This window comes from Protofrankia sp. Cr1, assembly GCF_963555865.1.
Lineage (GTDB): Bacteria > Actinomycetota > Actinomycetes > Frankiales > Frankiaceae > Protofrankia.
The window spans coordinates 1934-10590 of sequence record NZ_CAUVXO010000001.1 but is presented as its reverse complement, the minus strand read 5'-3'; the positions used below and the strand labels follow the sequence as shown (position 1 = coordinate 10590).

Here is an 8657-nt window from a genome sequence, read left to right as displayed (position 1 = left end):
GGCCGGTCCGTCTGTGGCCGGTCCGTCTGTGGCCGGTCCGTCTGTGGCCGACGCCTGCGGCAGGGGGGCTTCGGACGCGGGCAGCTCGGCCTCCCGCTTGGCACGCAATGCCTCGGCCAGGCGAGCCGCCTGGGACAGCGGCGCCGCGAACAGGCGGACCGCTTGGGCCAGCGACCCGTTCAGCGCACCGGCGAGCTTGGCGAGCAGCACCTCGCGGGACTCGAGATCGGCGAGCTTGCGGATGTCGTCTGCCGACATCGACCGGCCCTCGACGACCCCACCCTTGACGATCAGGGCGGGATTGGCGCGGGCGAAGTCACGCAGGCTCTTGGCCGCCTCGACCGGGTCGCCGGTGACGAACGCGACCGCTGTCGGGCCGACCAGGAGTTCGTCCAGACCCGTAACGCCCGCCTGCGCGGCGGCAATCCTGGTCAGGGTGTTCTTCACCACGGCGTACTCGGTGCCCTCGCCCAGCGAACGGCGTAGCTCGGTGAGCTGGCTCACCGTCAACCCGCGGTACTCGGTGAGTACCGCCGCGGACGCGCCCCGGAACGAGTCTACGATCTCTGTTACCGCGGCGACCTTTTCCGGCTTCGCCATCGGGCTCCTTCATGGGGTCTGGCCAGTCGCCCGAAAGATGCCGGATAACGACAAACGCCCCGGCGCAGGCGCACGGGGCTGAAGTACCGGGGAGTACGCGGCTAGCCGCCAGCCCCGGGGCAACGCTCCCTCACCTGCGCGGGCCGCCCGGTCATGCCGGACCTTCGGTCGCCCCGGAACGGGACGACGACCAGCGGTCTTCGGTTTGGTTCTTGTCAGATAGTACACGCAACGACCAGACACGGACCGACGGGCCGCCAAGCGGCTACCACGAAGGTCCGGGTGTCCGGAGCCCCGAACACCCGGAGCCCCGGATCGCGACCCGCCGGAAAGATCAGACCGTGGCATCCTCGAGAAGGTTACGGGTACGGCTGGGATCGACCGGGATTCCCGGACCCATCGTCGTCGTCAACGTGATCTTCCTCAGATAGCGACCCTTGGACGCCGACGGCTTCACCCGGACGATCTCGTCCAACGCGACACCGTAGTTCTCGATCAACTGCTCATCGGTGAAAGCGGTCTTTCCGATCACGATATGCAGGTTGCCCTGCTTGTCCACCCGAAAGTTGATCTTCCCGCCCTTGATGTCGCGGACGGCCTTGGCGATGTCAAGGGTGACGGTTCCGGTCTTGGGGTTCGGCATGAGTCCGCGTGGCCCCAGGATCCGGGCGATACGGCCGACCTTCGCCATCTGGTCGGGCGTCGCGACCGTCGCGTCGAAGTCCAGGAATCCTTCCTGGATCCGCTGCACGAGATCGTCGCTGCCGACGATATCCGCACCCGCCGCGGCGGCCTCGTCAGCCTTCTCGCCGACGGCGAAAACCGCAACCCGCGGGGACTTGCCGGTTCCGTGCGGCAGGTTCACGGTGCCGCGGACCATCTGGTCGGCCTTGCGCGGATCGACACCCAGGCGCAGCGCGACCTCGACCGTCGCGGCGTACTTGGTGGTGGACGTCTCCCGGGCCAGCGCAACGGCCTCCAGCGGCGTGTACAGGCGGTCCGCTTCGATCTTCTCGAAGGCGGCCCGGTATGCCTTGCTGCGCTTCATGTGTGTCTCCTTGTGGTCATGGCGGGCAGCCCGGACGGGCGCCCTCCCACAGTCGTTCCGGCCTTGGCGGTCAGCCGCTGACGGTTATGCCCATGGACCGCGCGGTCCCGGCAATGATCTTCTCGGCGGCGTCCAGGGTGGTCGCATTGAGGTCGGGCAGCTTGGTCTGGGCGATCTGGCGGATCTGCTCCGCGGTGAGGTTCGCCACCTTGGTGCGGTGCGGAACACCGCTGCCCTTCTCGATTCCGGCGGCCTTGAGGATGAGCCGTGCCGCCGGCGGGGTCTTGGTGACAAAGGTGAAGGAACGGTCGTCGTACACGGTGATCTCGACCGGGACGACATTCCCACGCTGTGACTCGGTGGCCGCGTTGTACTGCTTGCAGAACTCCATGATGTTGACGCCGTGCTGGCCGAGCGCCGGGCCCACCGGAGGTGCGGGTGTCGCCACACCGGCGTTGATCTGGAGTTTGATGATGGCCGAGATCTTCTTCTTGGGAGGCATGGTGTCGTTTCTCTCTGGGTTTCCTGGGGTCTCCGTCGGCGCAAAAAGTGCGGTGACCGCGCCGCCGTCAGCCGGCTAACGCATCGCCGGGCTGGTTGGAACCTCCGGCGGCGCGAGCACGCACATGATCGCTCCACCATCGGCCATCGGGCAGATCAGATCTTCGCAACCTGGTTGAACTGAAGCTCGACCGGGGTTTCGCGGCCGAAGATGGACACCAGCACCTTGAGCCGCTGTGCATCGAGGTTGATCTCACTGATGGTCGCGGGCAGGGTCGCGAACGGGCCGTCCATGACGGTCACCGACTCCCCGACCTCGAACTCCTGCACCCGGACCGTCTCGGCCTTCTTCTCGGGCGGTGCCGGAGGCGCGAGAATCGAAACAACCTCCTCCGTCCGCAACGGCGACGGCTTGTTGGTCAGGCCGACGAAGCCGGTCACCCCGGGAGTGTTCCGAACGGCCGACCACGACTGGTCGGTGAGGTCCATACGGACATAGATGTAGCCCGGATACTTCTTCTGCTGAACCAGCTGCCGTTTGCCGTTCTTGATGACCGGGACCTCCTCGGTCGGCACCTCGATCTGGAAGATGTACTCCTCCATGTTGAGGCTGGAGATCCGAGTCTCGAGGTTCGTCTTCACCTTGTTCTCATAGCCGGCATATGAATGAATGACGTACCAGTCTCCGGGCGCGTCCGCCAGCGCCCGCCGGACGTCGTCATCATCGTCCTCGTCGTCCTCGTCGAAGGCGGGCTGGTCGACATCCGGGGCGGCCGTGGCGAGATAGCCGGGGTCGGTGTCGGTGCCAGTGGAGCCGTCGCCGCCCTCGCCGTCCTGCGGCAGGGCGCCGGCTTCCGTGCTTGCCACCTCGTCGTGCGCCAGTGCCGCCAGCGGGTTGAGACCGTCGAGAGCCTCCCCCTGTTCGGAGGAGACGTGCTCGGGAACCTGGGACACGCGGACGTTCCTTCTCTCTTGACCGAGCTCTGTGAGCTGTGCGGGCGTTGCGGTGACATGGGTCCGCGGACCGCGGTTCATATCAACCGAAGATCGCCAACACCGCCTTGGTAAGACCGAAGTCCAGCGAGGCGACGAATGCCACCATGATCGAACAGAACATGAGCACCACCACCACATAGGTGATCAGTTCACTTCGACCCGGGTAGATGACCTTCCGAAGCTCGGCGACGATCTCTCGGTAGAAGCGCAGCGGCGAAGTACGGCGCCGGGCTGCGGGCCGGGTCGCTTGGCCGGCCCGCGGTGCCGCGTCACGTGTGTCGGTCGCCACTCACTCCACCTACCTGGTCGTCGGATACCGCAGGGGCGACAGGACTCGAACCTGCAACCGCCGGTTTTGGAGACCGGTGCTCTACCAATTGAGCCACGCCCCTTTACACCACGACCGTCGCCGCGGCAGCATCGTCGGTCGAAACGAACCCAGGCCCGACCGTGACCCTGGAGATCACGTGACCCTGAAGATCATCCGCGATACTACATACGGGGATGACAGCCCAAGCGCATCCACCATACTCCCTACGCGGCCCCTTACGCGGCCCCTTACGCGGCCCACAGCCGCGAGCCTGCGATCGGGTTCACCATCTCCGCCCCCCTCAGGCTAGCCGGAAAGAGGCCGGCTGGACAGCGGCTGGCCGGACCGACTGCCCAGCTGACCGCCGACCACCTCACCCGCCCGGGGTCGCGCGATTATAGCGCGACATCGCGCGACCGGCAGGGCCAACGGTCACCGCCCACATAGCCACCTGGTCCAGATACACCGGGCACCCGGGCATGATCCGGACGGAGCGTCCCAATGATCGAGCGGGCAACCCGGTATGCGTGGCAGCATGACGGTCATGACCCGGATCTCTCACCGCGTCGGAGGCATCGCCCCTTCGGCGACACTTGCCGTGGATTCGACCGCGAAGGCGCTGCGCGCGGCCGGCCGGGACGTGATCGGCTTTGGTGCCGGCGAACCGGATTTCCCCACTCCCGACCATGTCGTCGCCGCTGCCGAGAAGGCATGCGGCGATCCGAAGATGCACCGCTACACACCGGCTGCCGGCCTACCGGAGCTCAGGGAGGCGGTGGCGGACAAGACCCGCCGCGACTCCGGCCTCGACGTCCCCGCCAGCCAGGTACTCATCACCAACGGCGGCAAGCAGGCCGTCTACATGGCGTTCGCGACCCTCCTCGACCCCGGCGACGAGGTGCTGCTGCCCGCTCCGTACTGGACGACCTACCCGGAGTCCATCCGGCTTGCCGGCGGCACGGCGGTGGACGTCGTGACCACTCCCGACCAGGGCTACCGGGTCACGGTGGAGCAGCTGGAGGCGGCTCGCACCCCCCGCACGAAGGTGCTGGTGTTCTGCTCGCCGTCCAACCCGACCGGCGCCGTACACACACCCGAGGAAGTCCGGGCGATCGGGCGTTGGGCCGCCGATGCCGGGCTGTGGGTGATCGCCGACGAGATCTACGAGCACCTGGTGTACGGCGACGCCCGCTTCGCCTCCCTGCCGGTAGAGGTCCCCGAGATCGCCGACCGCTGCATCGTCGTCAACGGCGTCGCCAAGACCTATGCGATGACGGGGTGGCGGGTCGGCTGGCTGATCGGACCGGCGGATGCCGTCAAGGCAGCCATCAACCTGCAGTCCCATGCCGCGTCCAACGTCTCCAATGTGGCACAGGCGGCGGCGCTGGCAGCCGTGGCCGGCCCGCTGGACGCGGTGGCCCAGATGCGCCTCGCCTTCGACCGACGTCGCCAGACCATGCACCGCATGCTCTCCGACACCCCCGGCGTGGTGTGTCCGATGCCGGAAGGTGCCTTCTACTGCTACCCGTCGTTGCTCGGTGTTATTGGTCGCACGCTGCGGGGACGCACCCCGACAACCTCGGCGGCCCTGACCACGCTCATCCTCGAGGAGGCCGGCGTCGCGATCGTGCCAGGTGAGGCGTTCGGGACACCCGGCTACGCCCGGTTGTCCTACGCGCTCGGTGACGACGACCTGACCACCGGTGTGCGGCGCATGTCCGATCTACTGGCCGAGGCGGACTGACCAGAAGTCGCCCAGAGGGCCAAAGGGCGCGCGATGATCGTCAGATCGCGCGCCCGGAGGCCGCAGCCCCCGCAGCACTAACGACTGACGGTGTGTCCAGGAGCCGCGCCGGACTACCCGACACACCGTCATGGGTAGTACCGTCATGGGTCGTAAGGATCGGCTGCGGATTGTCCCGGGGATCGATCAGGAAAGCTGGACGGTAGCGCGCGACCCCAACAGCACCTTGGTTCCATCGCACCGGACCGTGATTTTCACCACTACCTGGTTGTCGTCCAGCTTCTTGGCAACCACGCCGCTGACCACGACCGCGGCACCGGCATCGTCGTCCGGCACCGGCACGAACGACGAGAAGCGGACGCCGTAGTCGACGATCGCCCCGGGGTCGCCGGCCCAGTCGGTGACAAGCCGCGCCGCGCTGGCCATGGTGTACATCCCATGTGCGATGACTCCGGGCAGACCGGCCTCGGTAGCGGCCCGTTCATTCCAGTGGATCACGTTGAAGTCGCCTGACGCTCCACAGTAACGCACAAGATCTTCACGGCGGATCCGGAACTCGCGTTCCGGAATGAGGGTACCGACCTCGACATCGTCATAGGCAACGGTCGCCGCCATCGTGGCCTCTCAGCCCTTCTCTGCCATGGCGGTTCCGCGGGAGACCAGCGACGCCCGCGCCGCTGCCACCACCTCACCAGCGGTCGTCACGAACTCGTAGTCACTGATCAACAATTCGTTGCGGCCGGCGTTTCGGATGTCGGTGATCGTGCCCGACACCATAATCTCGTCGCCGGCTACGACCGGTCGGCGCAGTGAATACTGCTGCTCACCATGCACTACCAGTGAGTAGTCAAGGCCGAGCGTGGGATCATGAGTGGGAATGACTGGCCGCCACATACTGAGCGCTGTCAGAAAGGTGGGTGGCGCGACAAGATCGACGTAGCCGGCGGACTTGGCGGCATCAAGATCATAACAGAGCGGACTGTCCTCGCCGATCGCCAGGGCGAACTGCCGGATATGCTCGCGTCCGACCAGGAACGATGTGTCAGCGACAAACCTGCGCCCGACAAAATCCCGGTTGAGCGGCATTGCGTGCTCCGATCTCACCGTGGTGGCGGGTTGCGCAGCAAAGCGCCCTGGGCCCGCGGGACTACTCCGACAGGCAGACAGGGCGCATGCACCGAATGCGACCGCCAAGGGGTCAGCGGGTCTCGCGATGCTCGGTGTGCGCCCGGCAGTTCGGGCAGAACTTGCGCAACTCCAGGCGATCGGGGTCGTTGCGGCGGTTCTTGCGTGTGATGTAGTTGCGGTGCTTGCACACCTGACACGCCATGGTGATCTTCGGACGGACATCGGTGGCGGCCACGGTGCTGTGCCTCTTCCTGCAGGTCGGACAAGAACGAACCAAAGCTTTTGGACATGCGGGACGACCGCGCGTCGTCCTCGGCGGGTCGTGACCCGGCCGGTAGCGGTGGCCGGATTTGAACCGGCGACACAGCGATTATGAGCCGCTTGCTCTGCCTGGCTGAGCTACACCGCCTTGGTGGATCAGCTCCGTCAGCAATCAATCCCACCGACGGAGCAGCGGCCGGATGCCGGCTGCCCGACTACCGACCGCTACCACAGAGCCCCTTTACGGAATCGAACCGTAGACCTTCTCCTTACCATGGAGACGCTCTGCCGACTGAGCTAAAGGGGCATGTGCGCGCGCTTAAGGCTACACGACAGGACGGCGCTTGGGACGGCACCCCGCCGACGAGCTCGGATCCCCGGTCGCGGCGAATCTCCGCCCGAGGGACAGGCGACCGGCACCGGCGATCCGCAACAAGTGGATCTTTGGCGAGAGCTGTCAAGATCCCAAGCCAGCGTGCTACCTAATGCTACGACGTTTCGCCCAATCGGGCCGATTGAAAACCGTGAGTAGCGACAAAGTCCATCCGGCACCTGTGAATATATCTGTAAGTAATGAGTCAAGCGCTTAGCGTAGTCAGCGGTCGAGCGAGGCTGTCATCCGGGATCACCCATCGGCCAGTCCACCCCACCTGCCAGGGAGCCCCATGCAGATGACACCTCCCACCACCCGCCACCACGATGATCCGGGCCGATCGCCGACGCCCCGGCAACGGCGTCCCACGCGGACGGTCGCACAGACGATCACTGCCACTGCCGTGGTGACGCTCATCACGGCCGCGAGCGCCGGCGTCTCAGGCGACCTGACCGCCGCCTATGTCACCGCGGCACACGTCACCGCAGCACACGTCACCGCGGTAGACCTCCGCCGGGACTACGTCTCGCCCGACGACGTGCCCCTGGGCGAAGGCACGACCGTCGCGCCACCCGGCGAGGGGACGCCAACCCGAACCCGCTCGGCGCTGGCCATCCCGGCCGGCTGGCCGCGGGGCGTGGACATCTCGTCATGGCAGCACCCCGGCAGCACGGAGATCGGCTGGAACGCGGTCCGCTCGGCGGGCATCGATTTCGTCGTCATCAAGGCGACGGAGGGTAACAGTTACGCCAACCCCTACTTCGCCACTGATCGTGACCACGCGCGACAGGCTGGCCTCGCCGTCGGCGTATACCACTACGCGCGGCCCATGCTGCCGATCGCGACGGCGATCGACCAAGCGGACCGCTTCCTTGCCATCACCGGACCGACCCGCTCCGCGGGCCAGCTGGCGCCCGTCCTCGATCTCGAGGCGCGGGGCGGGTTATCTGCCGACCAGCTCGCCGCATGGGCTCTGGCCTTCCTGGAGGAGATCGAAACCAAAACCGGGCGGGCTCCGATCCTGTACACCTATCGGTCGTTCTGGACCGATGTCATGAAGAACACGACATTGTTTTCCCGCTACCCGTTGTGGTTCGCCATCTACAACGCCGCCTCGTCCCCCGGACCCCTGCCCGGTGGCTGGCAAAAATGGTCGATATGGCAGTACACGTCGTCCGCGAGCGTCCCCGGTATCGCCGGAAACATCGACATGAACGTCTTCTGCTGCAGCGCCGGATCATTGGCGCTCAGTGCTGACGGACGGGCCAGCGAGATCGACAAGCGCTACAACGCGGAGGCTCGAGTACGTTCGCTGCTCGCGGTGCCCATCCGGAACGAAGGACCCGCCGGCGGCGGCGGGCGGTGGAGGCAGTTCCAGAAGGGACTGCTCTTCTGGTCTGTTGCCACCGACGTCCACGAGGTACACGGTGGAATCAGCGTCCGGTACCTCGCCTTGGGCGGCAGCAACAGCCTCCTGGGCCGGCCAACCAGCGATGAGGTTGACGCGGAGGCTGCTGGCAGCCGCCAGTCGGTCTTCCAGGGCGGTCGGATCTACTGGAGCCGCTCCACCGGCGCGCACGAGGTGCACGGGTCGATCCTGCGCAGCTACCTGGCGTTCGGCGCTGCCGGCTCCGACCTGGGCCTGCCGATCAGTGATGAGTACTCGGTGGACGGCGGACGCGAGAGCGCCTTCCAG

10 protein-coding genes and 3 tRNA genes are annotated in these 8657 nt (G+C 66.4%); 2 read left to right on the top strand and 11 right to left on the bottom strand.

The window, feature by feature from the left end; genetic code table 11:
* The 6 genes from rplJ to U9980_RS00050 all read right to left on the bottom strand — a co-directional run.
* On the bottom strand, nucleotides 1-600 hold a 600-nt coding region (gene rplJ / locus U9980_RS00075), incomplete at its 3' end, for a 50S ribosomal protein L10 (RefSeq protein ID WP_322766167.1).
* A gap of 334 nt (nucleotides 601-934) precedes the next feature.
* Entirely contained in the window at nucleotides 935-1648 is a 714-nt protein-coding gene (gene rplA, locus U9980_RS00070; protein ID WP_322747910.1) for a 50S ribosomal protein L1, read from the bottom strand.
* 70 nt (nucleotides 1649-1718) lie between these two features.
* Nucleotides 1719-2150, bottom strand: a complete 432-nt coding sequence (gene rplK / locus U9980_RS00065) for a 50S ribosomal protein L11 (RefSeq protein WP_322766166.1) — start codon at nucleotides 2148-2150, stop codon at nucleotides 1719-1721.
* Nucleotides 2151-2305: 155 nt separating this feature from the next.
* A complete protein-coding gene (gene nusG / locus U9980_RS00060; protein WP_322747908.1) occupies nucleotides 2306-3103 on the bottom strand; it encodes a transcription termination/antitermination protein NusG in 798 nt (265 codons plus the stop codon).
* Nucleotides 3104-3185: 82 nt separating this feature from the next.
* A complete protein-coding gene (gene secE / locus U9980_RS00055; RefSeq protein ID WP_322747907.1) occupies nucleotides 3186-3434 on the bottom strand; it encodes a preprotein translocase subunit SecE in 249 nt (82 codons plus the stop codon).
* Between the two features lie 30 nt (nucleotides 3435-3464).
* Nucleotides 3465-3537 (bottom strand) — tRNA-Trp (locus U9980_RS00050).
* A 453-nt stretch (nucleotides 3538-3990) separates the two neighbouring features.
* On the opposite strand from U9980_RS00050, the gene U9980_RS00045 reads away from it, so the two are divergent.
* Nucleotides 3991-5199 (top strand): pyridoxal phosphate-dependent aminotransferase, encoded by a 1209-nt coding sequence (locus U9980_RS00045; RefSeq protein ID WP_322747906.1) that lies wholly within the window; start codon nucleotides 3991-3993, stop codon nucleotides 5197-5199.
* Between the two features lie 186 nt (nucleotides 5200-5385).
* Here U9980_RS00045 and U9980_RS00040 read toward each other — a convergent pair whose 3' ends face one another.
* The 5 genes from U9980_RS00040 to U9980_RS00020 all read right to left on the bottom strand — a co-directional run bounded on the left by U9980_RS00040 (nucleotide 5386) and on the right by U9980_RS00020 (nucleotide 6895).
* Nucleotides 5386-5814 (bottom strand): MaoC/PaaZ C-terminal domain-containing protein, encoded by a 429-nt coding sequence (locus U9980_RS00040; RefSeq protein ID WP_322747905.1) that lies wholly within the window; start codon nucleotides 5812-5814, stop codon nucleotides 5386-5388.
* Between the two features lie 9 nt (nucleotides 5815-5823).
* The gene (locus tag U9980_RS00035; RefSeq protein ID WP_322766165.1) at nucleotides 5824-6285 is read right to left on the bottom strand and encodes an FAS1-like dehydratase domain-containing protein; all 462 of its coding nucleotides are present in this window, start codon (nucleotides 6283-6285) and stop codon (nucleotides 5824-5826) included.
* A 112-nt stretch (nucleotides 6286-6397) separates the two neighbouring features.
* Nucleotides 6398-6562: a 50S ribosomal protein L33 gene (rpmG, locus tag U9980_RS00030; protein WP_322747903.1), complete on the bottom strand. Its 165-nt coding sequence runs from the start codon at nucleotides 6560-6562 to the stop codon at nucleotides 6398-6400.
* 100 nt (nucleotides 6563-6662) lie between these two features.
* A tRNA-Met gene (locus U9980_RS00025) sits at nucleotides 6663-6736 on the bottom strand.
* Between the two features lie 86 nt (nucleotides 6737-6822).
* Nucleotides 6823-6895: transfer RNA gene (locus U9980_RS00020), tRNA-Thr, on the bottom strand.
* Between the two features lie 364 nt (nucleotides 6896-7259).
* On the opposite strand from U9980_RS00020, the gene U9980_RS00015 reads away from it, so the two are divergent.
* Nucleotides 7260-8657 (top strand): GH25 family lysozyme (locus tag U9980_RS00015; protein ID WP_322766164.1); only part of this gene is annotated, 1398 nt, incomplete at its 3' end.

What these genes read in the sequence shown, in the direction of transcription:
- rplA (WP_322747910.1), bottom strand. Translation starts at nt 1,648, where the DNA reads ATGAAGCGCAGCAAGGCATACCGGGCCGCCTTCGAGAAGATCGAAGCG.
- rplK (WP_322766166.1), bottom strand. Translation starts at nt 2,150, where the DNA reads ATGCCTCCCAAGAAGAAGATCTCGGCCATCATCAAACTCCAGATCAAC.
- U9980_RS00045 (WP_322747906.1), top strand. Translation starts at nt 3,991, where the DNA reads ATGACGGTCATGACCCGGATCTCTCACCGCGTCGGAGGCATCGCCCCT.
- U9980_RS00040 (WP_322747905.1), bottom strand. Translation starts at nt 5,814, where the DNA reads ATGGCGGCGACCGTTGCCTATGACGATGTCGAGGTCGGTACCCTCATT.
- U9980_RS00035 (WP_322766165.1), bottom strand. Translation starts at nt 6,285, where the DNA reads ATGCCGCTCAACCGGGATTTTGTCGGGCGCAGGTTTGTCGCTGACACA.